Annotated in this window: 26 protein-coding genes; 7 read left to right on the top strand and 19 right to left on the bottom strand. The window is 43.7% G+C overall.

From position 1 onward, the window contains the following. Nucleotides 1-71: 71 nt before the first annotated feature. From M2444_RS30885 to M2444_RS30865, 5 genes are all read right to left on the bottom strand, one after another. Nucleotides 72-1,157 (bottom strand): LolA family protein, encoded by a 1,086-nt coding sequence (locus M2444_RS30885; protein ID WP_094872533.1) that lies wholly within the window; start codon nt 1,155-1,157, stop codon nt 72-74. Nucleotides 1,158-1,391: 234 nt separating this feature from the next. Then, nucleotides 1,392-1,565 carry an aspartyl-phosphate phosphatase Spo0E family protein gene (locus tag M2444_RS30880; protein WP_094876329.1) on the bottom strand — a complete coding sequence of 58 codons (174 nt, stop codon included), beginning with the start codon at nt 1,563-1,565 and terminating at the stop codon, nt 1,392-1,394. A 122-nt stretch (nt 1,566-1,687) separates the two neighbouring features. Beyond that, entirely contained in the window at nt 1,688-3,088 is a 1,401-nt protein-coding gene (locus M2444_RS30875; protein ID WP_094876330.1) for a helix-turn-helix domain-containing protein, read from the bottom strand. A gap of 256 nt (nt 3,089-3,344) precedes the next feature. Then, a complete protein-coding gene (locus M2444_RS30870) occupies nt 3,345-4,103 on the bottom strand; it encodes a DUF3600 domain-containing protein (RefSeq protein ID WP_094876331.1) in 759 nt (252 codons plus the stop codon). Next, a complete protein-coding gene (locus tag M2444_RS30865) occupies nt 4,093-4,677 on the bottom strand; it encodes a sigma-70 family RNA polymerase sigma factor (RefSeq protein WP_280788929.1) in 585 nt (194 codons plus the stop codon). The genes M2444_RS30870 and M2444_RS30865 overlap by 11 nt, the downstream gene beginning before the upstream one ends. Before the next feature lie 260 nt (nt 4,678-4,937). Between M2444_RS30865 and M2444_RS30860 the strand changes: the two genes are divergently transcribed. From M2444_RS30860 to M2444_RS30845, 4 genes are all read left to right on the top strand, one after another. Then, the gene (locus M2444_RS30860; protein WP_094872527.1) at nt 4,938-5,357 is read left to right on the top strand and encodes a MarR family winged helix-turn-helix transcriptional regulator; all 420 of its coding nucleotides are present in this window, start codon (nt 4,938-4,940) and stop codon (nt 5,355-5,357) included. Between the two features lie 137 nt (nt 5,358-5,494). After that, on the top strand, nt 5,495-6,142 hold the full coding sequence (locus M2444_RS30855; protein WP_280788928.1) for a hypothetical protein: 648 nt from the start codon (nt 5,495-5,497) through the stop codon (nt 6,140-6,142). A gap of 103 nt (nt 6,143-6,245) precedes the next feature. Beyond that, a complete protein-coding gene (locus M2444_RS30850) occupies nt 6,246-7,379 on the top strand; it encodes a copper amine oxidase N-terminal domain-containing protein (RefSeq protein ID WP_094872524.1) in 1,134 nt (377 codons plus the stop codon). After that, on the top strand, nt 7,376-8,158 hold the full coding sequence (locus M2444_RS30845; protein ID WP_280788927.1) for a TatD family hydrolase: 783 nt from the start codon (nt 7,376-7,378) through the stop codon (nt 8,156-8,158). Before M2444_RS30850 ends, M2444_RS30845 begins: the two co-directional genes overlap by 4 nt. A 76-nt stretch (nt 8,159-8,234) precedes the next feature. Here the strand turns inward: M2444_RS30845 and M2444_RS30840 are convergent, their stop codons facing one another. The 4 genes from M2444_RS30840 to M2444_RS30825 all read right to left on the bottom strand — a co-directional run bounded on the left by M2444_RS30840 (nt 8,235) and on the right by M2444_RS30825 (nt 12,529). Then, nucleotides 8,235-8,801, bottom strand: coding sequence for a histidine phosphatase family protein (locus M2444_RS30840; RefSeq protein WP_280788926.1), 567 nt, complete (start codon nt 8,799-8,801; stop codon nt 8,235-8,237). A 370-nt stretch (nt 8,802-9,171) separates the two neighbouring features. After that, nucleotides 9,172-10,470: an MFS transporter gene (locus M2444_RS30835; RefSeq protein WP_280788925.1), complete on the bottom strand. Its 1,299-nt coding sequence runs from the start codon at nt 10,468-10,470 to the stop codon at nt 9,172-9,174. A gap of 81 nt (nt 10,471-10,551) precedes the next feature. Further along, nucleotides 10,552-11,703 (bottom strand): winged helix-turn-helix domain-containing protein, encoded by a 1,152-nt coding sequence (locus M2444_RS30830; protein ID WP_094872517.1) that lies wholly within the window; start codon nt 11,701-11,703, stop codon nt 10,552-10,554. Nucleotides 11,704-11,848: 145 nt separating this feature from the next. Beyond that, nucleotides 11,849-12,529 carry a YjgB family protein gene (locus M2444_RS30825; protein ID WP_280788924.1) on the bottom strand — a complete coding sequence of 227 codons (681 nt, stop codon included), beginning with the start codon at nt 12,527-12,529 and terminating at the stop codon, nt 11,849-11,851. Nucleotides 12,530-13,034: 505 nt separating this feature from the next. Here M2444_RS30825 and M2444_RS30820 point away from each other — a divergent pair. From M2444_RS30820 to M2444_RS30810, 3 genes are read left to right on the top strand one after another with little or no spacing between them, the layout of a single operon-like run. After that, nucleotides 13,035-13,532 carry a sigma-70 family RNA polymerase sigma factor gene (locus tag M2444_RS30820; protein WP_256989945.1) on the top strand — a complete coding sequence of 166 codons (498 nt, stop codon included), beginning with the start codon at nt 13,035-13,037 and terminating at the stop codon, nt 13,530-13,532. Then, the gene (locus tag M2444_RS30815) at nt 13,529-13,885 is read left to right on the top strand and encodes a hypothetical protein (RefSeq protein WP_280788923.1); all 357 of its coding nucleotides are present in this window, start codon (nt 13,529-13,531) and stop codon (nt 13,883-13,885) included. The genes M2444_RS30820 and M2444_RS30815 overlap by 4 nt, the downstream gene beginning before the upstream one ends. Beyond that, complete coding sequence (locus M2444_RS30810; protein ID WP_280788922.1) at nt 13,875-16,187, top strand: hypothetical protein; 2,313 nt, start codon at nt 13,875-13,877, stop codon at nt 16,185-16,187. The genes M2444_RS30815 and M2444_RS30810 overlap by 11 nt, the downstream gene beginning before the upstream one ends. Nucleotides 16,188-16,264: 77 nt before the next feature. Here the strand turns inward: M2444_RS30810 and M2444_RS30805 are convergent, their stop codons facing one another. From M2444_RS30805 to M2444_RS30760, 10 genes are all read right to left on the bottom strand, one after another. Beyond that, nucleotides 16,265-17,074: an SDR family NAD(P)-dependent oxidoreductase gene (locus tag M2444_RS30805; RefSeq protein ID WP_042185448.1), complete on the bottom strand. Its 810-nt coding sequence runs from the start codon at nt 17,072-17,074 to the stop codon at nt 16,265-16,267. Between the two features lie 46 nt (nt 17,075-17,120). After that, a complete protein-coding gene (locus M2444_RS30800) occupies nt 17,121-17,555 on the bottom strand; it encodes a MarR family winged helix-turn-helix transcriptional regulator (RefSeq protein ID WP_094872511.1) in 435 nt (144 codons plus the stop codon). Nucleotides 17,556-17,685: 130 nt separating this feature from the next. Next, nucleotides 17,686-18,225 carry an RDD family protein gene (locus tag M2444_RS30795; RefSeq protein WP_280788921.1) on the bottom strand — a complete coding sequence of 180 codons (540 nt, stop codon included), beginning with the start codon at nt 18,223-18,225 and terminating at the stop codon, nt 17,686-17,688. 23 nt (nt 18,226-18,248) lie between these two features. Continuing rightward, nucleotides 18,249-18,407, bottom strand: a complete 159-nt coding sequence (locus M2444_RS30790) for a hypothetical protein (RefSeq protein ID WP_179281685.1) — start codon at nt 18,405-18,407, stop codon at nt 18,249-18,251. 32 nt (nt 18,408-18,439) lie between these two features. Continuing rightward, complete coding sequence (locus M2444_RS30785; RefSeq protein WP_280788920.1) at nt 18,440-18,739, bottom strand: hypothetical protein; 300 nt, start codon at nt 18,737-18,739, stop codon at nt 18,440-18,442. Nucleotides 18,740-18,918: 179 nt separating this feature from the next. Then, nucleotides 18,919-20,769, bottom strand: coding sequence for a ribosomal protection-like ABC-F family protein (gene abc-f / locus M2444_RS30780; protein ID WP_280788919.1), 1,851 nt, complete (start codon nt 20,767-20,769; stop codon nt 18,919-18,921). Between the two features lie 382 nt (nt 20,770-21,151). Next, nucleotides 21,152-22,066, bottom strand: a complete 915-nt coding sequence (locus tag M2444_RS30775) for a L,D-transpeptidase family protein (RefSeq protein WP_280788918.1) — start codon at nt 22,064-22,066, stop codon at nt 21,152-21,154. Nucleotides 22,067-22,369: 303 nt separating this feature from the next. Then, nucleotides 22,370-23,068 (bottom strand): copper homeostasis protein CutC, encoded by a 699-nt coding sequence (locus tag M2444_RS30770; RefSeq protein WP_280788917.1) that lies wholly within the window; start codon nt 23,066-23,068, stop codon nt 22,370-22,372. A 152-nt stretch (nt 23,069-23,220) separates the two neighbouring features. Continuing rightward, complete coding sequence (locus M2444_RS30765; RefSeq protein ID WP_094872503.1) at nt 23,221-24,189, bottom strand: sugar phosphate isomerase/epimerase family protein; 969 nt, start codon at nt 24,187-24,189, stop codon at nt 23,221-23,223. After that, nucleotides 24,190-24,921: a ThuA domain-containing protein gene (locus M2444_RS30760; protein ID WP_042124690.1), complete on the bottom strand. Its 732-nt coding sequence runs from the start codon at nt 24,919-24,921 to the stop codon at nt 24,190-24,192. Nucleotides 24,922-24,950: the final 29 nt, after the last annotated feature.

Below are 24,950 nucleotides of genomic sequence, written 5' to 3'. Positions count from 1 at the left end.
AAATATAGAAAGGCGGATACTACGTTGTAGAGGAAAGAATCCCACAAAACGCAGTATCCGCCTACTTTATATTATTTACCCGATTGTGCCTCCATAGAAGCGGCAATTTGCATCATTTCGTTAACAGGAAGATTAGCACTTGTAATTCGATACTCTATACCCTCAGACATCCAAGTCAAAGTCTGCTGCTCATCACCACTCAGAAGTCCTGCGGTAAAACCAAGATCTATCAGCGTTCCAGGAGCCAATGCTACTGCACGATCCAATGGACGGGCTTCCATAATGGTGTATTGATAAACTCCATCATACCGGATGAGAACAGCATGATCCTTGTTCCCCTCCATTTTATGGGAGTCCTTCAACTCGACACCTGCCGGAACGTACCCCGGTTCGATAATACCAAAGTCACCCAGCTCAGCAGCGACAGGTTGCCCCTCTTGCTCCTGACCCTCAGGAACTACAACCGGATTTCCATTTTCGTCAACCTGAGCTACTGTACTTTCTGAAGCAGCACCTGTAGTCATATTCTTTTGCATATCAAAGGAATCCTTAGTGAAATCTGTATCGAATTTAAAGGTGTCAAACTTCACGTCTACAACTACCTTGGCTTCAGAATCAGAGACTTGAACCTGTTTAGGCTCATAAGTCTTTTTATCCAGCCAAATCTTCTGCCGCACAAGCGCATTGCTTTGATAATTCGCAGCTACCTCAAACACATAGTTATCTCCATCTTCCACAAATTGACGATTGTTATCTGAGACAATGCCCCGAACTAGTGTCTGATACAGATAAACCTGACCTTGATTGTCCGGCCAATCACTCTGGAAGCGGAAGCTCTTATTCATACTTGGTGTAAGTACGAACACTCCCTCATCATTACGAAGCACGATCTGCGTAATATCCTTCTGTACATTTGCCAAGCTGATCCGGTAATAAGAAGGGTTCTTGTACCATACCTCTACCTTATACTCCTGCGGCTGCTCGCCGGTGAATAGGGTCATAATGCCTGAAGCTTGGTACGTTCCCTGCTTACTCTCCAACTTGTCGGCCACATTGTTCAAATCCTTGACCACGGAAGCGGCATCCTTCTTCCCGCACCCCGTCATCACCAGGGCCACGCTCATAATGATCGCGAGTACCCATATTGTCCGGCGCATGACATCATCCCCTTAACCTGTTTTGAATGCATTGATTAGTACATGTCTATGAAGGACTTGGCCGCAATATGCAGACGGGCATGACAAGCTGGGAGTTAGATTTATTTTTTAGGAACATACAAACAAAAAAAGCCCACGCATAGCGCCGGCTTTATGTTTTATACAGAAATGTGATAACATTATGTAGGTTTTATCTTTTGAATAGAGAGAAAATTATAAGATCAGTTTCTTGTTTCAACCCTCATCATCATTATGTATGGCTTTATTGTACTCATTGATTAATTCATCCAACCTCATCGACTGTCGAATCACATCGGGATGTAACAATCCGCCGTATTCCCTTTCCATTAAATAAAGTTTGGCTCTAGCACCCTCTATTCTCTTTTGGATAATTTCTGGATTATTCATTACACTACCTCCTCAAATTAATATACTAGAGGTATATGTCAAATTCTAAATTTTACAAAAAAGTGCAGTACTATAAATAAATGATTCCAATAAATACTAAAAGGGCAGTATTAATTACATTACTATGCACTGCCAACAACAAAAACATTTCTCTTTTCGTTGATTCGCTGGACCTTACTAATTAGGTTTTGGTATTCTTTTTGCGTTTCTAAAGATACCGTATGTCGAAGCTCTTCAAACATTCCAACACATTTTATAATGCATGATTCGTTATTAACTTTTACTGAATAATCCAAACCCTCCATTATATACTTTATACTAATCTCATATTTATTTCTTCTTATATAATAAAACGCTATCTCAGCCATCAAGTTGGTATATCTATCTATGAAGATTTGTTGATGGTTATAGGATCTAATCTCTAGCTGATGATCTCTACAATCTAATATTTTCCCCTCAAACCGCAGAAGGATATCATCCACGTTAAATTGATAGTAATTAGCTGCTTGAAGGATTTTGATTAGACCCGAGAGGATCTCTTCCTCCCTTTGTTCCATGTATGCCACATAGTCCGGCAGCACTGTTATATCCCCTTTTAAAATTTGTAGCAAATAAATATGAGCACGGGCCCACTCCATACATTGGCTCATATGCTGCAAAGCTTCTTCCGTGTCTTCCCGAATCCAGTTGATATCCATATACATGTTAACATATTGTAAAGCTCTATCATAATCTCCTAGCTCTCTATAAACTACTGAACGTAACAAGTAAGAGTATTGAATATATGAGAAAAGGGGGATTTCAGGTTCCTTTTGAAGCCTGCTTTTTCTAGCACGGTCATATTTGGCATGATATTGAATGGTTGCTTTATCCCCCATTTCCTTAGCCATTGCCATTACCTTGTCCCAATGTCGTAAAGCACAATATGTATACGCCAAATCTTTCAACGCAGCAAGCTGGTCCACCTCATCAAGCCGGTTAACAAATCCTTCAAATTGCACAGCTGCGCGCAAATTAGCATCCTGATCTTCACCCAAAGCGATCGTGAACAGCCTGTATTGACAAAGGGCCAGCCGTTCTGAATGCTGATACTTCTCACTCTCAGCCACACTCTGATATAACATCGCTGCTGCTTTGTGTTTCCCTAGCGTAAAAAAATCCTCTGCAGTATCAAATAACGAGGGCGTATAAGATAAGCTGTCCATCATGATCCCAACTACCCGTGCAATACATTCCAGCTTATCCAGCTCTGCACAGCGATATAGAAATGGTCGAAGACGTCTCCAATTCGGATTAGAGTGAACAAAGCATTCATCCACATACAAATCATAGTAGCAGCCTTCTTCTAATCCCATACCTTCTGTAATCCGATCTAATTGTTGCATGGCTATCGGGCGATTCCCATTGATGATATTACTGATTGTGCCTGAATTTACCTTAGACACCTCTGCGAACTGATTAATCGTTGTCCCATGTTTCTTGAGATAGTCCGCCAGTTCTGCACGAATGGTCATCTGCTTCATGTTCAAAGCCACCTTCCGCCAACATAATTCATAGATAAACAAATAGCATTTTAATAAATATATGTCTAATTATTCCAGTGGTCAAATACTTTTTTTTCTATTCCTTTTCATTATGCAATTATTCGGTGATCAATGTATAGACTTTAGATTAGCAAAAGAAAAAAACACCAGAATACAAGGTGTAATAGACCTTTTCTGATGGTTTTCCTTATGATATTGCTATCAATAGTTATTCAATACATGCATTTAAATTCAACTAAGAGCTAGGTTTAATCATCATATCCAGCTTTTTAATATAAGGGTCTAGCGTTTTGATTAACTTCTCTTGGTTTTGTATCTCTTCTTTCGAAAGCCGATCCATATGAACACTGCCATCTGCATCAAATACCTTCGCATCATAGCTTTGTAAGTCTATGATTAATCGTTCGATTTCCTCAAACTCTTTTTTAGTAAGCCTCTGTTCAGCTTTTTCAAGCAAGCCATTCCAGAAAGCATCACGATCTACGGATTGCACTGATTTGTTTGATGTTTTCGCTTCATTTATTTGTTCAAAATAAGGTTCAAGCTTTGCGTGTAGCTCTTTATATGCCTGCTGGTCCTTCGCACCTAACCGTTCTAGGTGAAAGACGCCTTCAGCATCGGTCATTTGCAGATGATAAGATCCCAATTCCTCTAGTAAGGACATCAGCTTTGTGAATTCCTCTTCGTCAAAGCTTTGCTTCGCGTTTTCCAGTTTGGCCTCAAGCCTGTCATATTGTTGTTGGGTTACTCCTATCGTAGCAGCAGTTGCAGAGGACCCATACATGTTGTCTGCCAAATAATGATATCCGGCATAAGCTCCAGTAGGAATTAATAGTGCAGCCGCCATAATACTTGCTACAAACCATTTCTTCATACGTCTTCCCCCTTGTTTGGCTGCGGCCCTATTTAGAATTTGCTCCATCAGTTCCGGTGGGGCACTTATATTTCTCGCCTCTTCCTGCAGAACTGTCCGTAACTCTTCATTAAAATTCATGCAGGTCCTCCACCTTTCCCTTAAAAAGAGTATGATTGTCTGGCTTCTGACGAAGCTTCTGTAGTGCAGCGTGAATACGGGATTTCACGGTTCCGAGCGGAATACCCAGTATCGCAGCACTTTCTTCCTGTGAATATTCATTTAAATAATGCAGAATAATCACTTGCTTCAGCTTAAAAGGAAGACGCTCTACACTTGCTAGCAGGCGGCGGTTAGATAACCTGTCCACAACATCACTCGTGAAATCATGCTCCAGCATTAGATCTGTTTGTTCTACTTTTTTAACCATTCGGAGATGCTTCCATCTCTTTCTTCGATAGGCATGAATTTGCCGCATGACCACTCCCATCAGCCAAGGCTTAAAGGGACGGTTCACGTCAAATTGTTCAAGAGAACGGTGCATCTGAATGTAAATATCCTGAACGATATCATCCACATCGGAGGCTTCGCGAACGAGGAAATGAACGGTCTGATACACATCCCGGATCGTTGCTTCATATAGCTCACCATACGCTTCACGACTGCCGGCTATCGTAAGCGCAATGAGCTGAGAATATTCATTTGGATGTTTCATCCCTCTCAATCCCTCCTTCGGTCTTACACTATATATTGGTAAATCAAAGAGATATCGTTCGAATTATTTTAAGGAGACAACCAGACAGTGACTCTCCAGTTGTTGAAGTATCGCTGTCTGGTGTTTTTACTCTGCCGAAGCTTGTTTGATGATCTTCCCAGTCCAACACTTTAACATTAACCAATACATCATCAACTCCCTTGACAAGCTTATTATAGCTTCTATATATTTTAGGAACTAAAGTAAATTGGAGTGTGGCTATGAGCACAGAGCAAGATAAACACTATGCTATCCATAAGGTTATGGAATCCATGGCAAATGTGCAGCAGAAATCCCAGTTCTTCATTGATATGATCACCAAGCAGGAGACCCTGACTCACAATCAGATCCTACTGTTGTTCCAGCTCAGGCTTATAGGCAGCTTGAACATTACTGACATCTCCGAACGATTCGTTATTACACCCGGAGCCGCTTCCTCGATGTGCGATAAGTTGGAAGATGCCGGTCTTATCGAACGTGTGCGGACGAAGGAGGATCGCAGAGTCGTCAACATTGTTCTTACAGAACAAGGGCATCAGCGGATTCTCCAGATCTTTGAAGCCTTTCCTACCTCGGATTTGGATAAAATTTCAGGAACCTTAGAACAAATAAATGTGCTAATGGATAAAATGATGAACTAAAAGCTTTTGGGTTATATATGCTGCCTGTCAGGAATCTGACGGCAGTTTTTTTATGTCCAAAATACTATATTGACTATATATTATAATAATTATATATTTTAATCATTAAAATATATTTCGAAAGGCGGCCCCTGTAAATGTCCAATGCTAATGATCCTTTTGAACGCCAGGAAATGATCGGTCCACCGCTGAAAGTAAGAGGTTCACTAATCCTTAAAGAAGATGTTCGTGCGGATATCATCGATGTTGTTGGCCATTTAAGTGCACAGAACAATGTTACTACTGCAAAGTTAAAAGTATCTGGTGATTGTTCGATTGGAGGTCATTGTAGAGCCGAACAGGTTATCAATCTGGGAGGTCTCCGTGTTCAACACATCCAAGCTGACAGACTGCAATCGTCTGGATACTTTTCTGCAGCACAAAATGCTGCAGTCGAAACCTTTTATGCCGAAGGTGCTGTGAAGATCCATAGGTTAACTGCTGAATCCTCCATTGAGCTACGTTTAGGAAACAGAAGCACAATCGATGTCATAAAATCTAGCGGTACCATTACTGTTAAGCCATCTTTGAAGCTAATGAATGCGCTAATCCCCTACTTCCGGAAGCTTACCTGCGAAACGATTGAAGGAACTAGCATCATGTTATATCGAACGACAGCAGAACTCGTCTGCGGTGAAGATATTGTCATCGGACCGGGTTGTTCTATTGGAGAGATCCGCTATAGTAAAAGTCTAACGGTAGACCCTAAATCACAAGTTGCTCGGACCGTATTTTTAAATAAATAGCAAACGTAACAACCTTGTCTCCGCTTTGTTTACAGAAAGTGACCTACTACGCGCTGATTTAATCTATACTTAAGAGGACTGGACTTAATCCTCGGAGGTAATTATGAATAAAATCATCGTAATCGGAGCTATCACGCTCTTTTTAGCCGGATGCGGAGCATCGGCATCTATAGATATGGATACAACAATGGCAATTAACCAAACACAAACTACCGAAGCACCACTGAAGCTAATCGTTGATGGAGAAACCGTTCTTCCTTCTCTCCCACCTTTTTTCTCAGGTGATAAGGTCTATGTACCTGCAAAAGTACTCATGGAGTACTACTCATCTGAACAACAATGGGATAATGCTACGAAAACCTTAACTATCTCTGATGGAAGCAGTAAATATGTTTTGAAGCCAGGCAATGAGTATATGCAAGGTGACGGTTATCAAAATGAGCTGGGGGGACCTGCAATTCTACGAAATGGTATTTTTTATATTCCGGCAGACTCTCTAAACTCTCTCTCTGGTGCCACTGCGCAGCTGAATGCCTCGCAAAATGAAGTTTCCATTACATCAGGGGATGTTAGTACTACCGTAAGAACACCCAGCGAACCTCTCGCGATTGCTACAGAAAATGACCAAGTTAAGCTGTATACTGCCCTCAAAAATGGCGGTACCTACGAAGGATTTGTTGTAGAGGTGAACGGTAACAAGCATACGTTTAATTGGGAAGCACCAAGATTGTTAGATTACACTCCTGAGATTCATTATGCCGATATAGATCAGGACGGGCAGGAAGAAGTGGTAGTCATACTGTGGCTAGGAACAGGTACGGGCATGTCTATGCAGGAGCTTCACGTCATTAAGCCTAACCAGTGGAAAGAAATGAATGTACCTTCCGCGGATAAAGCCGCCTCAGCATTTGTTACCTCAAAAATCTCCAATGAAAAAGGCGATGCCTTAATTCAAATTCAGGTAAAAGGTTCAACTCCATCTATAGTTACTATGCGTTATCCGGATCGTGGCGAAGATGGCAATCTTGGCGAAAAAGCCGGGATTGGTGCTGTGACTTACTACATGGTGGAAGAAGGCAAGCTGAAAGCTGAAACCAATGTTTATATCGGATTTTTGGAGAGTATTGGCACACTAACCTTTTCCTACAAATCAGGAAATGATGGAATGGAACCTGAATCCATACGCTTTGCGCCTCATGAAGAGTATGCCTCTTATGTGGTGGGTAAGCAGCTATGATGGATGCCCATATACATTTAGAGCAATATGAACTTGAGGTTTCACAACAAATGTTGAGTGAGCTTCCTAACTTGGGGATCGAAGCCCTGATTGCTGTCTCCATGAATTTAGACTCTTGCGTTCGCACTCAAAAGCTTGCCGTTACCTATCCCGGAGTGGTACGCCCAGCTTATGGTTTTCATCCAGAGCAACCCATACCGCAGAAAGCTGAGTTATCCTCTTTGCTGGAATGGATTGAGCGTCAAGTCCGGGAGGATTTCATCGCTGTAGGTGAAATTGGACTGCCTTATTATTCGAGTGCAGAAGCACAGGAGCGTGGCGAAGCTTTTGATATGGAGCCTTACATTCAGCTTCTTGATCAGTTGCTTGAGCTTGCCGCCCGTATAGATAAACCAGTGGTCCTGCACGCTGTTTATGAGGATGCGCTGATTGCCTGTGATCTATTAGAGAAACATGGTATAAAGCGTGCCCACTTCCACTGGTTTAAGGGACCCGAAAAAGCCATTGCCCGTATGATTAAGAATGGATACTACATCTCTTTCACCCCTGATATCCTTTATGAGACGGAGATCCTAGAGCTCGCCCGCCGCTATCCCCCAGAGCTTGTCATGGCGGAGACCGATGGTCCTTGGCCATTTGAAGGATCTTTTGCGGGCAGAGTCACGCATCCATCTATGATTCGAGAGGTTGCTGCCGCTTGGGGAGCTCTACATGGCTACACTTCCAGCCATGCAGAAGAGATACTGACTGCGAATACTAAGCGATTTTATAGCTTGTAAATAAACAAAAGGATGGTTCCTAGCGAATGCCAGGCCATCCTTTTGAATAATCACAGCTTTATCCCAATTTGGGAGTTCACAACCTTTCCACACCCACTAACGCTGCGCCTGTGAATTCCATTTTATAAATATCCGGCTTTGTGGTTTGAAGTAGAAAATCCAGATCATATTTAGCGTCAAAATAATTCATCATAAGTGTCATGACTGCACCGTGAGTTCCAATCGCAACCTTTTGCCCACTGTGTTGTTTCAGTATATCCTGCAGCACGCTAACTGATCGCTTCTGACACGCATGAATGGACTCTCCACCAACCGGAACAAAATCCGTATCAGCAAACATTGTTGCCAGTAATGGATATAGCTGCTGGTCAGGCATGATCCTATTTCCATCCGAAAAATGAATTTCCCGAAGATCTTCAACACTTTGAATCTCTGCCCCTAACTCCTGCGCCAATCCAGTAATCGTATGTATAGCCCGAAGATATGGACTTGAATAAAAGACTTCAATTCCTTCGAAACGTAATTTCTCCGTTATCTTACGGGCATCCGCCTCTCCCTTCGCTGTTAATCCACGTGATCTCTCAGTTCCTCCGGGCAGCTTGGGTGACTCTCCATGCCTTACCATATAAATAAAAGTTGCCATTCTTCCCCCTCCTCTACCTCTACAATTTCTCGTGTTCTATCCGAACTCCTTCATAAAAAGCCCTTATGAGCAAGAATCGATCCTAGCGAGCTAGAAAGTCTCTTAATTGCACTCTATACAACTATTAAGCGTAAAAAGGGGTCTGCTGAGCAAATAAGTGTAGTTTCTGCAACTAAAAACCATCATTTCTACCCCAAAAGAGAAAAAATCAAATTATAGCTGCACTAAATACATCTAAAGTTCGCTTTGAACGATGGAACAGCATTTAATTGCAGATTCTGCAACTAAATGCTAGGTAAGCCTGCTAGGTAGTCAGTCTACTCAAGCTCTCTAGTCTGGCTAGTTTGCCTGACCTTCACTATCAGCTGCCTTAAGTTTCCATCACTTTAACCTTCCCCGGTTGCTCCGTTGAGCTATCACTTTTCTCCTTCTGCACAGGCCACAGCACGCGGCCAAATAATATCCCAAGCACACCTATCAAAGCGATTACGATCCCAAAGTTAAAAAAGATACGGCTAGGCCCAGCGGCCTGAACCAGCATTCCACCGAGGAGTGGAGCGCCAATCATAACTCCGCTAAGAATGGTACTCTGAATACCGAATACACGTCCTGTCATGTGCGGGGGAGTTTCTTTTTGCAGGCAATAATTGAACGTGATAATAAAAATTCCATTCCCAATACCTAGTAAGAATCCTAATAGCAATACAGAAATATTGGAAGTTCCTGGCTGAAGCAGTCCAAGTCCCCCGACCGATAAACCCATCAACACATAACTTGTTCCAAGCTTCCAGCCATAACCTGTTCCGCGATTCATTTTGTTCATGACCATAATGATGAATACAGCACCGCCTCCGGATGCCGCCACGAGCCAGCCCAGTAAAGATTCATTAGAGGGTGCAAGTACCCTAAAGAGACTGGTGAATTGAAAATCAATCATCTGAATAGCCATTGAACAGACTATGCCAAACAGCATGGTATTTAGCAACAACCTGCTGCGCAGCATAAAACTCCAGCCTTCCATCCACATCGTGCGGAGGGAAACATGCTCCTCTTGATCCCCCTTGCCTTCTGTGCCAACTTGTTCTACTTCACTCTTCTTAACTGTAAGTAGGAGCAAATAGGAACAGCCCCTGAGACAAGCATTGATCAATATACACCACTGCGGTGTCAGCACGGATAACGCAAAACCACCAAGTAAAGGTCCCGCGATTTTGGAGCCTTGATTCACAAGCCCATTTAGTGAGGTGGCTTGAAGCAGTTGGTCTTCTCTAACCATAGTGCGGGTCATCGACTGCTGGGCAGGCACATTTAACGTCGAGATGGCAGCACGCAGCATCAGTAACGGGAGTAGCCACACCATATTGGGAGCAAAAAGTACTAGTACTGTTAATAATGCCGTGAGCAGATCACACATTCGCATTAGCTTTAGCTTATTCACTCGGTCAGCCGCTACCCCCGCCACGGAGCCAAGCAGAATCCCAGGTAAAGCTATGGAGACTGGAATCAAAGCCAGCATTAACGGACTGGCGTGCCAACGGTACCCTACGAGCACTTGAATCGCCAGTGCATCGAACCAATCCCCAAAAGTGGCTGTCGCATATGCGCTGTACACACGCATATACACTTTGTTTTTTAGCAGACTCGTTCCTGCTTGTGATGAAGCATTCATCGGACATTCCTCCAAGTTACGATTAAGAACTAGAACATATGAAGCATGATCTTAATGTAACGGAGAATTGTCAGAGAATTATCAGAGAGCTGTCACGATATTCATAAGCACGTGTTCCAAGGATTGCTCCAAACGATGGAATCCCCGCTCTTCCTTCTCTCGTTCAAATAAATCTGCATATTTGTGCTGCAAAGCTGGTTGGGGTGGAAACTCGTTACAATAGTGAACAATTCGATATAACGCATATATACGCATCGGTACAAACCCCGACATCTCCAGCACTTGAAGCGCATCATCCAATAGTCGCTCTGCTTCACGCCAAGACCTACGCCGTAGAAACCACAAGCCCCTCGCAACTTTATAACTCCCAATCTCGCGTAAGTAAGGCATCTCCTGCAAAAGCGTTTCAATGTCTTTCGCCATCCGTTCTATTACGTGATCTTCTGTTCCCATCCACAAGTGTAGAAGCATTTCTGAGGTCGCCGTTATAGGAATGAAACTCTCATACCCCGGCTCTTTAATCACTTCATACGTTAGCTTTAGCCGTTCCAGTGCTTTTTCCGTTTGCCCTGCCAGCGTGTACAAATCCAGAATATTAAGGATTTCCAATTCGCGATGCTGAGGCGGCAAAAGAAGCTTTTTCTCAAGGACTAACTCGCAGAACGCTAATTTTTTCTTAGGATCACCTAAAAGAACATAACAGATCAACAAAGAATAAAACCGTTCCTCGATCTCAACCTCCGTTGTGTTCAGCAGCCATTCCACATCTCCCTGCACAAAATGAATATATACCGAATAAAACGGGTCCATCGCATAACCCAAAACATCCTGTTGGCGTGCGAGGATTAACATCGAGCGACCTTGACCATATAGGTGATATTTCTTGAATACCTCACGCATCGTCTTCTGCATCTCTAAATCATATGTAGTCGGATTGGTCATGGCCGCTGAAGGCTCTTGTATAATCAGACTATAACCAAATCCCCTAACAGTCTTAATATCAAGACCCTGTAGCTTGCCAAGCTTTTTACGAATGCGATAAATATGATCATCTACCGTTCGCTCTACCGGATATTCCAAGGGCCAGACCTTATCCAGCAACTGTTCTCGGCTGAACGTACGCCCTCTATTTTTGTACAAGAACTGAAAAAGCGTAAACTCTTTTGGGAATAATTCGATCGTTATCCCATCTCCGGTCACTTTGTATTCACTTTCGATTAATTCCAACTGCATGATAGAACCTCTCTTTCCCCCGAATCCGCTCATAGGTTACATTATATCAGTCCGTCCAAGGCGTACTCCAGATCAAAAATAAACATCAAAAAGAGCAACCCGCAGATTTCTCTGCATTGATTGCTCCTTGTACCCATTGCTCGTCTTATCCAGCCATATTATTAATGGAATCCTGTTCACTAAAAACGGAGATATGGCCCACCTTACCCGTCGAGTTTGGAATAATGAATTTCAACTGGAATTGATCATTGGCTTGGTAAGTGTAGATCTTATCCTCACCATTTACTTTGGTATCGTCCGGCTTGCCCAGTGTGGACTCGATCTGTTTCAGTGTCAGCTTTTGCAGCGCAGTATCACTGGAACGAACATCGAAGATTAGGCTCCCTTTATTGAATCCGAATACGACATGTTCATCAGTGTAGGTAGCATAAATCCCTTTTCCCGCTGGCTCTTGTTGATCAGGTTTACCCCAATCGGCTTCTACCTCATCAATTAGTCCGGTATGAGCAGCATATTCAACACCGGGCACCTTCCCTTTTTTAGCAAGCTCAAGTAAATCTTGAAGTTGTTTGTCACTATTCTGCGGATTCGCCTTGGCTGTATCTTTATTAGTCTCCGTAGGGGAAGTAGTCTCCGTTGCTGCGGTTTCTGCAGGAGTGGATGACGGGCTAACTTCCGGTCCCGAAGTTGCTGTTATAGCTGTTTCTGTTGGGGTATTTGTAGGGGATTCAGAATTAGCCGCCTCATTGTTCGAACTGCAACCAGCAAGCCCGATCATTCCAATGAGCAGGATAGTGGCTGCTAGAAACTTAATCTGTGCTGACATGATGTCATCTCCTTAGTAGGTTGCTCAAAGCCATCTTGCAAAAAAATGGAACTGAACATATAGACGATACTGAAACGAAAAAGTTTCCTTAGACAAGGAAGATTAGGCATAGCCTAACTATCATTTACCCAAATCTGCCTAACATCAATTAATTACCTGATTAATTCTCACCATCGGAGGATTTCATTGCAGAACATGCAATAGATCGGGGCAGTTTGCTTCGAAAAAAGCAATGCATTGCACTTTGTGCAATAGAATCCGAAAAAAACCCCTAATTAGGCGTTTCTTAGCTATTTTGAATGTACAAAGTGCAACAGAATTCATCTTCTCCCGCTTCAGGACAAATTCTATTGCACATAGTGCAATTGGAGTCCCCTCAGTAAAAATATTCCACACAAACGCAACCTTAATCCTCTGAGCCGCATCTTATTTAGTAAAGGGAGGGGAGCTTCATCTGAATATTATAGACAGAATCAAAGCAAAGGATGAGTCAGCTCTCAGCCTGTTGATGGACGATTACGGCGATATGCTGCTCCGAACCGCTTGCTTATTGCTCAAAGATCGACACAGTGCCGAAGAGGCGGTGCAAGATACTTTTATTCAAGCCTTTGCCAAAATGAATCAATTGCAGGAACCGGAACGGTTAAAGGCTTGGCTCATTCGCATCGTAATCAACCGCTGCCGCATGAAGCAACGGACTTGGAGCTGGCGTAATATTTTCCCCTCAGGCGATGCAGAGCTCCAAGCCAGTGATGATGCGGGCTTCACTGCCGGGGCAGAAGAGCTTTTTATGGTGGAATGGCATAATGTTAGACTCGCTGAGTCCATCAGAACTCTCGATTATGTATACCGCGAATGTCTGACGTTATATTACTTTCATGAGATGAGCATCCGTGAAATTTCTGAGCAATTGAATACGCCGGAGAATACGATTAAATCCCGGTTAGTTAGAGGACGGACACTCTTAAAAAAGATATTGGAGAAGGAGGGACATTTCTTATGAATACGGGGAGCACAGAGAATACGAAACGCGAAGTGATCAAGCAACAGCTAGATGAAGAACTACAACCCATACACTTCGAAGGACATGAGCGCGTCCTCAAGATGACCCACCCTCCAACCTTTGGAGCCCGACTCATGGCTTTCTGGAATAAAGAAATCGAGATCCCCGTGAAACCTTTAGGCGCGATTGGTGCCATTATTCTAGTCGTATCATTGACACTGCATCAACCAGAGGTTAAACATCAACCCCAACAAAACGTCCAGCAGCATCCAAACCGTGAACTTATTGAGGCTGGGGGCAATACGTACTGGAAAGATATCTATGATCAGGCGGTGAAGAGACATGCGAATTAAGATTAAGATCAAACATCTGGTGTCATTCGTGCTGGTCCCGATTTCCCTACTCATTCTTCTATTTAACTTTCTGCCCTCCTCAAAGGCACAAATGGAGGAAAGCTCAGCTATTCAATTTAACCTGGCCCGTACAGAACTTCTGCAAAAGCTAGAGTCTACAACTGGCAGTAAACGTATGGAGCTTATTCAAACAAATATCATTGATAAGGAGCACGCCTACGATCCCTATAGATATGACGTAAATATTGGTCCCTCTATGAGTCAGTGGAATCATGATGAACCGAGTATTTCCGACTTGCTGCCAGAGGATAAAATCGCTTTGTTAGAAGAATACATCCTTGATGGGCCAGCGAATAATACACGTATATTTGCGGTAAAGCTGCTTGCCTACGAATATGATGCTCTTGGCCGTAAGGAAGACGGCGATCAAGCGCTAATAACGGCCACTAAACAACTAGCCAGCAATTCTCACGTGGCACAAGAGCTGACGCTCCTTCGTGCAGAACGAGCCCTGAATCGTGGTGACATAACAGCCGCTGAAGCTATTCTTGAACAAACCACATTGTCATCTGAGAATCAGCAGGTTTTAGATGCGCAGAAAGCATGGCTTACCGGGCGTCTGCTCTTCACAAAAGGTAAAGCACAAGAAGCACTTGCCGTAGTAGACAATGGCTTGGAGAGCTACCAAAAATTCTGGCAGGATATTCATAAACAAATGAGTCTTACCACTAGCAACTCAGATAAAGACACCGCAGACAAGGATGCAGCGGGATCAGCGTCAATTTCACCACCAACGATTGGAACTTCAGAGACCGAATTGCAGTTGGAGGCACTCCGGATTGCCATTCAGTCCGCTGTCGATATGGGGAACAACTCGACTGCCGTCGTATCCGGAACACTTACTCGTAGCGATGGTACTCCGGTCTCGCGTGCAGGTATTTTTCTCCGTGCTGAAAGCGAGGTTCATCACAGCATTACATCTGCTGATTCCTACCGAATCGTTACAGACGATGAAGGACGTTTCGAATTCTACGGTGTGATTCCGGGCTTCTATCAACTGCTGCTTGGACTTAGCTATGATCAGATCGATGGCTGGGCTTGGCCTATACAGTATGACGATTGGATTGAAGTTAAACCGGGTGACCTGTTGAAGGAGAGTGTTGTTCTGCAACCTCTAATTGAGCTTCAGTCTCCTATTAATCAGGAGACACTAACTGGAAAGACCGTAGATTTCCGCTGGAAAGCTGTTAAGGGTGCAGCTTATTATCGTTTAAGCGGTGGGGTCTCGATGGTGGGGAGCTCCTTCAGTTCGCAGATTCGGGACCATATCACGGACAATCAAGTCTCTATTCCAGTAGATGAACTCTATTACAACAGTGGTTTCTCCTACGGCAGTGGCGGAGAGGGCTTTGAATCGATTGATCCTCTATCTTTTCTTGTGTTCATGAATCCTGAAGCACGCTTTTCTTGGAATATCGAGGCATTTGATGCGGATGGACATCTGCTTACTCGCAGTAGTGGCTACAGATTGAACGAAGACACCGTTGGTAATCTGCCCTTCTTCTATCTCAAGGAACGAGAACTAACCACAGCCGATAGACTATTGCTAAATAAGAAACCTGATCAAGCCATAGAAATGTACCAACAGAATGTTGCAGATGATCCAGAGGATGCTCATGCTCTACACATGCTTGTGAAGCTGATGCTCGCTAAATCCTCCCTGACGAAGGATGACTCATTAGAAGATCAGGCGATTCCGCTACTCCAAAAGCTCATACAGTTGCATCCTTATTCTAATTATGCCTTCACGTTGACGCAGTACTATTTTGACCATAAGGACTGGAAATCATATAACGAGTATTATTCCCGCTACATTGAGCTGAGTCAAACTAAGGGGGATGACTATGACCGCTCGATTAATGCTATAGCTCTCATGCATCAAGGCAAGCTTACAGAAGCTCGGAAGCAATTTTCTATCGCCTTAGAGCATGATGACAGCCATCGTTTTATTGGCAGCTATTTGGCGGCAGAATTATATGCAGGTGAGTCACTCGCTTCTGTCTTAACACTTGCTGAACGTTACCCCGAGCACAGCTTTGGTCTTAATGGGTATCGTTGGCCACAAATGATTAAACAGCTCATAGCTGAACGAACGAAACTGCCTAGTCACTTTGATCAAGAATTACAGGAAAAACTAGGATGGTACGTGAATGGTCAGGTAGATGTTTTGAAGAAATGGATCGAAGAGACAAAGCCCTCCGCTCTGAAGAATTTTATGCAAGCCGTTCTGAAGGTAAGCTAACTCATTTATGTATACAAAAATCCGGTCCCGCTCATTGAACACGAGCTTAGAACCGGATTTTTTAATTACGCTTGAATTTATTTACCTTTAGCTTCCATCATGTAATTCTGGAAGTCCGTAATACTAGGGTTGGACATATAGTGACCACCCTCTACTTCTATTGTTTGTCCAGTGATGAATTTAGATTCATCCGATGCCAGGAACAATACTGTGTTTCCGATATCATCCGCTTCCCCATGGTAAGGGAGGGCATTGAACTTCTGGAAAATATCCAGCACAGCTGGCGGCATATTTCTTGCAGCCGCAGGTGTTAGAATTAGGCCTGGAGCCACTCCGTTACAACGAATCTTATCCTTACCATATTGTGTAGCGATATAACGTGTAAGGTTCACAACAGCTGCCTTCGAGGAACCATAAGCCGTGCGCAATGAATCTCCTGCAAATGCTGACATCGAAGCGGTGTTAATAATAGAACCTCCGCCCGCTTTAATCATATGTGGAATAGCAAATCGGCTGCCTAATAGAACACTTTTGGTGTTCACGTTCATCAGGCGATCCCATTCTTCCAAATCTATGTTGACCACATCAAGGTCTTTTTGCAGATTAGTTAGACCTACGTTGTTGAACAAAACTGTAATGGTGCCATACTGAGCGACTGTGAAATCAACAGCTTCCTTGATCGAATCTGCTTGGGATGCATCCAGGAAAAGACCTTCCGCCTCTCCACCCTCACTTTTAATCTTAGCCGCTGCTTCCTTGGCAGCCTCTACATTAAAATCGGCGATGACAACTTTGGCTCCTTCTCTAGCCATTAGAGTAGCGGCTGATAAGCCAATACCTGAAGCGCCTCCAGTGACTAATGCAACCTTACCTTGAACTCTTCCCATATCCATACCCCTTTATAATGTGATTAAGATTCTTAGATGACTTCATTTATGTTTCAGAGCTATCAAAGCTCGTTAACAACTTTTCATAAATTTTCAAGAATTGCTGCAGTTCTTCTTCATCGAGCTTCAGAAATATTTCAGCTCGGAGCTCCTGTCCTTTTAGCTGTGCTTCCTTCAGTACATCCTTACCTTTGTCCGTGATCGAGAGCAGTACATTTCGGCGATCATCTTCATTATATTTACGCTCGGCCATTTCCTGTTTAATTAAGCGATTGGCAATGTTCGTCATCGCCCCCGGCGTATAACCTAATTTTTTAGCCAAAGTAGTTTGCTTCTGCGGACCCTTTTTATTCAATTCTCCCAAGACGAGAACGGGTGATATCCCAATATTATGGTCAAAAGCATTCATCCATCGAACAATAATTTCATCCGTGAATAATTCAACTGCATGTATGAGTCTAAAAAAATCTGGGTTTTCCAAGTACATCCTCCTATAACGCTCATGATCATTGGGTGCTTCTGTATTTATTTTAACACTAAAATATTTAATAGTAAACTATTTAACGATAAACTATTAAAAATCAAAAAAAAGAATGCTCAGCAAGCATCCTTTAAATTGCAGATTTATCAATAACATAAGTACCGGCCATCATATCGTGAAGCGCACGTTTACGGGGAGTAAATGCGACAAATAGATAATCCACAAGCATGATAAAGCCAAGTATTTTACTGAGATCATTAGCCAATGGTGCCCATAAGGCAAGGTTGGTGGAAATCGCAGTGAGGTCGTAGAGACTGACACCAACAATCATTGAAAAAATTGTACTAATGATTCGGAAAATATTTCGAACTAGAGCTTCCTTCAGCGTTGGATAGCTCCCTTGATCATTAATAATCTTTATCTTTAAAATCAGCTTCCCGGGTGATCCGCCAAATCTAACGATCATAAAAATATCAAACACGATGAAGATAATATACTCAAGGATAATAGGAATCTCCGAGTGCAAGGAAACAGCTAATGAGTTGAATAGCATGTAAACAATAACCGCAGGGATCAGAATGACAAGGAGATCAAGAATGGTAGCCAGTACTCTTTTCCAAAATCCTATGAAATCCTCCTGTTCCAAACGCTCCACTTTATAGTTATTCATATCAGGGCCCCCGCTCTCTATGCTTAACTGTATTCATTCAGCCTTTTGATCCGCTCTTCAATAATGGATTCCAGTTCCTTATTATGTTTTAGAATCACCCGTATATCAGAAAGTTTATCTGTTAATTTAATAATTCTATGAATGTCTTCCCAATTATATCCACGGTTCCATTTAAAAATCATCACAGGCTCCAATGATTCTAATTTACATAGGCTCAGCTGAGCCCGATCGGCAGGAGGATAAGCCCTAGCGATATAACAGTTATAATTCTTGTAGTGAGGAGGGTTAGCTTGACATTTTTTTCTGATTTGTACCAACCTTTAAACTGAAAATGATTCCGATACAGCATAAAAAATATCAATACATTTCCAAACGCCATACTCCAGTTATATACGGGCTGACCAAATATAGATTGATATACGAATCGCTCTGCCCCGCCTAAAATAAACAAGGTCAACACAAGTAATATACATAATCGAAATAATTCCACAATAAAGGAAGCGAATTTCATCATTTTATAACCGTCCTTTCAAGATCTGCCTATCCCAAATTACATCCATATTCCTCCAAATTATACACCTTACATCTAATAACTCCTATCTGAATATTCGATTCCGTATATATTTTTCACGCTAAAAAACAACCCAGCCCTAGATAAATTGTATCCTGAGCTGGGTGATGTTGACTCTCTTTTTAGAAGAGTGTAGTTTCTTCCTTATCCCTTAGTTCCTGAATCTGTAACCGCAGATTAACTATGTCCGCCATTAGCGCCTCATTCTCCGCCTCTGTATCCCTACTTCCACTTTGGATCAATTGATTCAGACGGAGCGTCAGAAGGACAAGCTCGTCCTCCCGCGCCTGTTCTTTTTGGGTAAGCACACGACTTCTATCTTTGGAAATGTATTCATTATAGGAACCCTGGAAAAACTTCGGTGTCTGAGCCGGCTCTAAGATTATCAGACGATTAGCTACATTAGTGTGCAGATATCGGTCATGCGAGACCATCACAAGCCCTCCCGGATATACCCTTAACGCTTCTTCTACACGCTCCCTAGTGTCAATGTCCAGATAATTGGTGGGTTCATCCAGTACTAATAGGTTAGCTTTTCCAAAGTACAGTTTAAGGAAAGCTACACGACATTTCTCCCCCAGACTTAAATCACCAATTCGTTTAAAGACATCCTCCCGCGAAAATAAAAAGCAGCCTAGAATCGTTCGTGCCTCCGTTTGGGTCATACCCGGCAGTTCAAGCAAGCTATCCAGAATCGTGGATGACACCGCTAGATTATCGAGCTCTTGGGCAAAATAACCAATCTTCGTCCGTGGATGCAGCCGTACTTCACCTTGGGTGGGTTTATGAATACCCGCAATCAACTTCAGCAAAGAAGACTTCCCAACCCCATTGGGCCCCAGAATAGCGAGACGATCTCCTCGATTCAAGGACAAACTGAAATCTTTCAATACAGGCGCACTATCCTTATAAGCAAAATCAATCTCGCGGAGTGACAGCAAAGTGTCCGCCATTAATGCTTCCGTCTCCAGCTTCATCTTCAGCTTGCTTGTCTCGCGCGGCAATTCCACACGGTTCTTATTTAAGCGTTCGAGTGCAGCTTCCTTCGCATGAAGACGAGACACGTTCTTCTTAGATTTCGCACGCAGGAAATCATGCTGTCCGGCAGCACGGTGTGCCTGCTGGAACCACTCCGAATACCTTCTGATGCTCTCCAGTATTTTCTCCTTTTCCTGTTCCTGCTTCTTATATTGTCCCTCTAGCGTTCGTGCCTCTATCGCTTTCTGCTCCCGATACTGCGTATATCCACCCCAATACCGGCGACATCCCTCTGGACTAAGTTCCAGTAAAGCTGTCGCCGTTCGATCGATGAACGTACGATCATGCGAAACATAAAGTACGGTTCCAGGGTAGGTGTGTACCCAATGTTCCAACCACTCCATCGTCTCTCCATCTAAGTGATTTGTCGGCTCATCTAGAATCAACAGCTTTGGCTGCTGGGCTAGTAATGCTGCTAATTGGACACGTGTCTTTTGCCCTCCGCTTAGCGATGGGTATGGCAAATCCCAAACTGAGCGTTCTAGCTTAAGCTGTTTCAAGCACTTTTCCGCTTTAGCCTCCCAGTCATATCCATTAAGCTGCAGGTATCGTTCGTACACTTCGGCGTATTCAGTAAGTCCAGCTTCACTCTCCTCGTTCACTTCCTGCAACCTCTGACCAAGGAGTTGAAGCCGGCGCTTTAATTGGGGTAGCTCTGCCGATCCGGCGAGAACGTAATCCAAGGCGCTTACTTCTTCTGATACTTCTAACTGCTGATCCAGCACGCCCCATTCTTCAGGAGGTAAGCCGTGATAAATACTCCCTTCCTCAAAGGTGAGGCGACCGATCAGTCCCTTAAGCAGTGTGGTTTTGCCGATTCCATTACGGCCGAACAAGAGCACACGCTCTCCTTCCGATATCTCAAAGGACACCTTCTCAAATAACAGGGTCCCGCTCCATTCTTTACGTAAATTCTTTGCTTTTATTAGGGTCATATTCCATTCCTCCGATTATATTGCAAATAAAAAACCGCAGCCAGCGGTCTGCGGTCGAATAGCGTATGATGGGGGAATATGCCATAACATGAATAGACTACGGCTGTGATCACCTGCTGCATGCAGAGTAAACCAAACAATAGATCGATCTATTCATATAAAAGCAACGTAAGGCCCCCGACCGACACACGTATCCCTGACCGTTATCACCCTGCGCGGGTGCTCCGTGACTTGTGCATATGCACTTTACAAGTTGGATGGTCTAATTCATTAGGAAACGTGTTAGTTATTCATCAGTCGGTGGTCCTCCGTCATTGTCCGAATTGGTTTGAATGAGTACAGTATAGACTAACTAAGATCAGAAATACAATTCCAAGAACAGTTATAAATTAATCTTTACCGACTGAGACTGTGGATTCCATTGCACCTGAATGCTAAATAATTGGGGCAAGATGCTTAGTGGAATTAACAATCGGTTATTTTCATTACGAGATGCGATTATCTTAATGGATTTCCCATTCACGATAGCCTGCTCGGATAAAGGCTTATGTGTCACCGTACGACCACCTATCGTAATTAGCAGTGCACCAGTACCAGCTTCGCTCTGCAGAGTTCCACCTAACAACGCTACAGATTCTCTCAGCGGAATAAATATACGGGAGTTATCCAATATAAAGGGATCATTCAGCTTTGTCGTGACGCCATCCAGCTCAAAAGCTCCAGCAAACGTCTTACTTCCCACAGAGTACCCGTTCTTTGTCGCAATGCTCTCCATAGCCAGTGTACTAGTTGTAATGATGACTCTTGTGTTCTTAGCTATTTTTGGATATAACCAGTGGATATCATCATTATGCATTCGAATACATCCAGCACTAACATACTTTCCTATGGATGACTCATTACTATTGCCGTGAATCGCGTACGTAGTTCCATAAGTTCCATTTACCTCTAGCCCTAACCAGCGGTCGCCAAGCGGATTGGCCGGATCACCCCCAGGTATTTTCTCTTTGTAGTAGGGTCTGTTCTTTACTTTAACTACCATTTTGAAGCTACCTTCCGGTGTCAGTTCCTTCGATTTCCCTGTTGCGACCGGAAAAGTCTTCACCAGCTTGCCATCACTGAAATACGCGAGTTTGTTTGTTTTTTTATTCACGATAATTAGATCGGATCCAGCAGCAGCTTCCGCCTTTCCCACACCTGTAAAACATGCAGCGAACAGAAGCCCAAACACAAGCATCAGCTTTATGTTCCGCTGTAATGAAGATTGAAACCAGCTACTCGAAACAAAAAATCCCAATTTTCTCCACCTCCATATATAAAGACGAAATCATTTCAATTTAGTTGCATACCAGCCTGTACCTATTCTTTTCAACTCGTCCCCCGCATTTGACGCAGAGATTGCAATACTGTAACCAAGTGCACACGACAAAAAGCCGACCTTTGGATAACCAAAGATCAGCTCTGTATTTTTAAACAATATTTTATGTTTCAGCGGCTACAGTTTCTTACCTGAACCCAATGCAATCACATACCCATCCGGATCTTTAATCTCAAAATCCTTTCAGCTCCCCCAGTCTGTAATCCATTATTATCGTTAAGGCTAGTGCTCTTTTCTTTGATGCAGAAGGTTTCGAACAGCCTGCAAGCGAAGAGGATCTATAGGTTTCAGCGCATCACCCTCTACTCTAACTGCTGAACCGAAATGTACCCGCCTCACACCTGTTTGTTGTACAAAATCGCTTATCCCTTCCACCGTTAATCCACTACCTGCCAGTATGTTGATAGATCGCTCCGCAGTAAGCTGTTCAAGCGCAGCAATACGCTCCGCGCCCTTAGGGGCTGTACTCTCGGCTCCTGATGTTAGAATGTCAGTAATTTGAGGATAACGTATCAATATTTCTAACGCCTCAAATTGATCCCTCACCACGTCAAACGCTCGATGGAATGTCACCTCCAGACCCTGTGCAGCCTGAAGCAGTCGTTGAAGTGCCTCTTCGTCAATCGTTCCGTCAGATCGTAACATGCCCATAACAACAGAGAATCCGCCGATAGATGCGATATGCTGAATATCCCTCTCCATAGTTTCTATATCATCCTTATCGTAATAAAAGGATCTGGCGTGAGGCCTAACCATTACTCTGACCGGGATCGAGACGGCTTCGCGCACTTTTTCTATTAGTCCCAGACTGGGTGTTAATCCCCCTTCACTAATCGCTGTGATCAGTTCAATTCGGTCAGCACCATAACGTTCGGCCAGCACTGCATCACTTAATGTTGTAGCAATAACTTCTAGTAACATTGTTGTCTCTCCTTTATTCATCTTAGAACCTTGCTTTCTGCTATTTTCTTCATCCGCACATTATCCTAACCCACATCCACATAAACACGCAAAAAAGATCTTGATCCTCTACAAACACTAGAGAATCAAGATCTTTCGTTCTTAAAATATCCTTACGCCCACCACATACCCTGAGGCTGGTCACGAATAAGAATGGATTGCAAATTGGTTACTGCACGTTGGAAGCCTTCGTCTACCGTCATAAGAGGGTCTTCATGCTCGATGCTGACCACATAATCATAACCGTAAGTACGTAGCGCACTCATGATATCCGACCATTCAGATATGCTGTGTCCACAGCCAACGGAACGGAAGGTCCATGCGCGAGTCTGCACATCGCCATAAGGCTGCATATCTGTCAGACCATACATATTGATGTTGTCCTGATCCAGGTACGTGTCCTTGGCATGGAAATGATGGATTGCGCCGGCTTTACCAAGAATCTTGATTGCGCCCACAGGATCGATGCCCTGCCACCACAGATGGCTCGGGTCTAGGTTCGCGCCGATCGCATCGCAGGTTGCTTCTCTAAGCTTCAGAATTGTATAAGGAGTATGGCAGAGGAAACCACCATGAAGCTCGATACCGATCTTAACGCCATGCTCTTCGGCCAGCTTACCGATTTCCTTCCAGTAAGGGATCAGTTTATGCTCCCACTGCCAGGTTTTGATGTCGCTGTACACGGTAGGCCAAGGTGTAACTGGCCAGTTCGGTGCTTTTGCATCGTCGCTGTCTCCCGCGGTTCCCGAGAAAGTATTCACTACCTTAACGCCCATTAGCGAAGCTAGCTTGATCGACTTACGCAGAATTTCGTCGCCATCACGAGCTTCTTCTTTATCCGGCGATATCGGGTTATTATGGCAACTGAATGCACTGATCATAATGCCACGTTTCGTGAACTTCTCCAGATATTCCTTACGTGCTGATTCGCTGGCAAGCAGCTCATCTGTTGGACAGTGGGCATTTCCCGGATTGCCTCCTGAACCGATCTCTACCGCATTCAAACCAGCAGCAGCGATTTTATCAAGCATCTCATCAAGAGTTAAACTTCCAAATACAGGATCAAATACACCTAACTTCATTTACAAGACCACCTTTTCTTTAATAGGTTCCAAAGCTTCGGAATGTCCGTACACAGGATAATCACGTTTCGTTGGTGCACACCAGTTCACGCCATTGATGATCACTCTTTGGATTTCTTTATTGTAATAGGTTGGATAAGATTCATGGCCGGGCTGGAAATAAAAGATCTTCCCGTTCCCGCGACGATAGGTCGATCCGCTAGGGAACACATTGCCGCCTTCAAACCAGCCGACAAAAATAAGACTTTCTGGTGCTGGTACATCAAAATGTGCACCGTACATTTCCTCTTGCTCCAAATCGATATATTCGCCAATGCCCTCAGCAATCGGGTGACTTGGGTCCATGACCCAAAGACGCTCTTTCTCCCCTGCTTCACGCCACTTTAGATCGCAGCTGGTGCCCATTAACTTCATGAATATTTTGGACATATGACCCGAATGAAGCACCACTAGCCCCATGCCTTGAAGCACTCTTTGGTGAACACGATTTACAATCTCATCACTAACTTCTTGATGGGCGACATGTCCCCACCAAATCAGTACATCCGTGTTATCCAGCACTTCTTGTGTCAGTCCATGCTCCGGTTCATCCAGCGTAGCTGTCTGAGCGTCCAGTCCAGCCTCCTGAAGGAAGCTTGCCAACTGTCCGTGAATCCCTTGCGGGTAGACTTTGAGAATTCTCTCTTCCTGCCGTTCATGGCGGAATTCATTCCATACCGTTACTCTGGTCACTTTGGACACACTCCTAGTTCATAGTTATC

The organism is Paenibacillus sp. PastF-3, assembly GCF_029893135.1.
Taxonomy (GTDB): domain Bacteria; phylum Bacillota; class Bacilli; order Paenibacillales; family Paenibacillaceae; genus Paenibacillus_AQ; species Paenibacillus_AQ nitricinens.
This window is presented reverse-complemented; position numbering and strand designations above follow the sequence as displayed.

Coding starts and splice junctions, on each gene's coding strand:
- M2444_RS30885 (WP_094872533.1), bottom strand. CDS start 1,157: ATGCGCCGGACAATATGGGTACTCGCGATCATTATGAGCGTGGCCCTG.
- M2444_RS30880 (WP_094876329.1), bottom strand. CDS start 1,565: ATGAATAATCCAGAAATTATCCAAAAGAGAATAGAGGGTGCTAGAGCC.
- M2444_RS30875 (WP_094876330.1), bottom strand. CDS start 3,088: ATGAAGCAGATGACCATTCGTGCAGAACTGGCGGACTATCTCAAGAAA.
- M2444_RS30870 (WP_094876331.1), bottom strand. CDS start 4,103: ATGAATTTTAATGAAGAGTTACGGACAGTTCTGCAGGAAGAGGCGAGA.
- M2444_RS30865 (WP_280788929.1), bottom strand. CDS start 4,677: ATGAAACATCCAAATGAATATTCTCAGCTCATTGCGCTTACGATAGCC.
- M2444_RS30860 (WP_094872527.1), top strand. CDS start 4,938: ATGAGCACAGAGCAAGATAAACACTATGCTATCCATAAGGTTATGGAA.
- M2444_RS30855 (WP_280788928.1), top strand. CDS start 5,495: ATGTCCAATGCTAATGATCCTTTTGAACGCCAGGAAATGATCGGTCCA.
- M2444_RS30850 (WP_094872524.1), top strand. CDS start 6,246: ATGAATAAAATCATCGTAATCGGAGCTATCACGCTCTTTTTAGCCGGA.
- M2444_RS30845 (WP_280788927.1), top strand. CDS start 7,376: ATGATGGATGCCCATATACATTTAGAGCAATATGAACTTGAGGTTTCA.
- M2444_RS30840 (WP_280788926.1), bottom strand. CDS start 8,801: ATGGCAACTTTTATTTATATGGTAAGGCATGGAGAGTCACCCAAGCTG.
- M2444_RS30835 (WP_280788925.1), bottom strand. CDS start 10,470: ATGAATGCTTCATCACAAGCAGGAACGAGTCTGCTAAAAAACAAAGTG.
- M2444_RS30830 (WP_094872517.1), bottom strand. CDS start 11,703: ATGCAGTTGGAATTAATCGAAAGTGAATACAAAGTGACCGGAGATGGG.
- M2444_RS30825 (WP_280788924.1), bottom strand. CDS start 12,529: ATGTCAGCACAGATTAAGTTTCTAGCAGCCACTATCCTGCTCATTGGA.
- M2444_RS30815 (WP_280788923.1), top strand. CDS start 13,529: ATGAATACGGGGAGCACAGAGAATACGAAACGCGAAGTGATCAAGCAA.
- M2444_RS30810 (WP_280788922.1), top strand. CDS start 13,875: ATGCGAATTAAGATTAAGATCAAACATCTGGTGTCATTCGTGCTGGTC.
- M2444_RS30805 (WP_042185448.1), bottom strand. CDS start 17,074: ATGGGAAGAGTTCAAGGTAAGGTTGCATTAGTCACTGGAGGCGCTTCA.
- M2444_RS30795 (WP_280788921.1), bottom strand. CDS start 18,225: ATGAATAACTATAAAGTGGAGCGTTTGGAACAGGAGGATTTCATAGGA.
- M2444_RS30790 (WP_179281685.1), bottom strand. CDS start 18,407: ATGATTTTTAAATGGAACCGTGGATATAATTGGGAAGACATTCATAGA.
- M2444_RS30785 (WP_280788920.1), bottom strand. CDS start 18,739: ATGATGAAATTCGCTTCCTTTATTGTGGAATTATTTCGATTATGTATA.
- abc-f (WP_280788919.1), bottom strand. CDS start 20,769: ATGACCCTAATAAAAGCAAAGAATTTACGTAAAGAATGGAGCGGGACC.
- M2444_RS30770 (WP_280788917.1), bottom strand. CDS start 23,068: ATGTTACTAGAAGTTATTGCTACAACATTAAGTGATGCAGTGCTGGCC.
- M2444_RS30765 (WP_094872503.1), bottom strand. CDS start 24,189: ATGAAGTTAGGTGTATTTGATCCTGTATTTGGAAGTTTAACTCTTGAT.